At 63.5% G+C, this 403-nt stretch carries 1 protein-coding gene and 1 pseudogene; both read left to right on the forward strand.

The window, feature by feature from the left end:
* Positions 1–45: 45 nt before the first annotated feature.
* A pseudogene (gene rpsE / locus NE591_RS12915) lies at positions 46–318 on the forward strand (30S ribosomal protein S5); the annotation flags it as partial.
* Between the two features lie 20 nt (positions 319–338).
* On the forward strand, positions 339–403 hold a 65-nt coding region (locus NE591_RS16375), incomplete at its 3' end, for a protein disulfide isomerase family protein (RefSeq protein ID WP_371130612.1).

A 403-nucleotide genomic window follows, 5' to 3' on the forward strand; every position in this document is an offset into this window, starting at 1 on the left:
GTACTCCTCAATCGGCTTGCGCACGCGCTCGTAGTACGAGCCGGGATAGGCCATGAGCAGCGAAACGTCGTTCATATCAATCGCGTCGCGAAGACCGTCAAGGGCGGCCGTCGCATGCAGCTCTCGGCCCTGGTCGTCGTCGGCGACGGCAACGGCCGCGTGGGCGTGGGCATGGGCAAGTCCGCCGAGGTGCCCACCGCCATCAAGAAGGGCATCGAGGACGCGAAGAAGAACATGTTCACCGTCCCTGTGACCGTCGAGGGCTCGGTGCCCCACGAGATCATGGGCGAGTACGGTGCCGGCCGCGTGCTGAGAAAGTCCTGCAATCGAGCGGCAATGTGCTCGTCGAATTCTTCGCCACCTGGTGCCCTCACTGCCAGCGCATGATGCCCATCATCAACGA

The organism is Adlercreutzia sp. DFI.6.23, assembly GCF_024462535.1.
Taxonomy (GTDB): Bacteria; Actinomycetota; Coriobacteriia; order Coriobacteriales; family Eggerthellaceae; genus Adlercreutzia; species Adlercreutzia rubneri.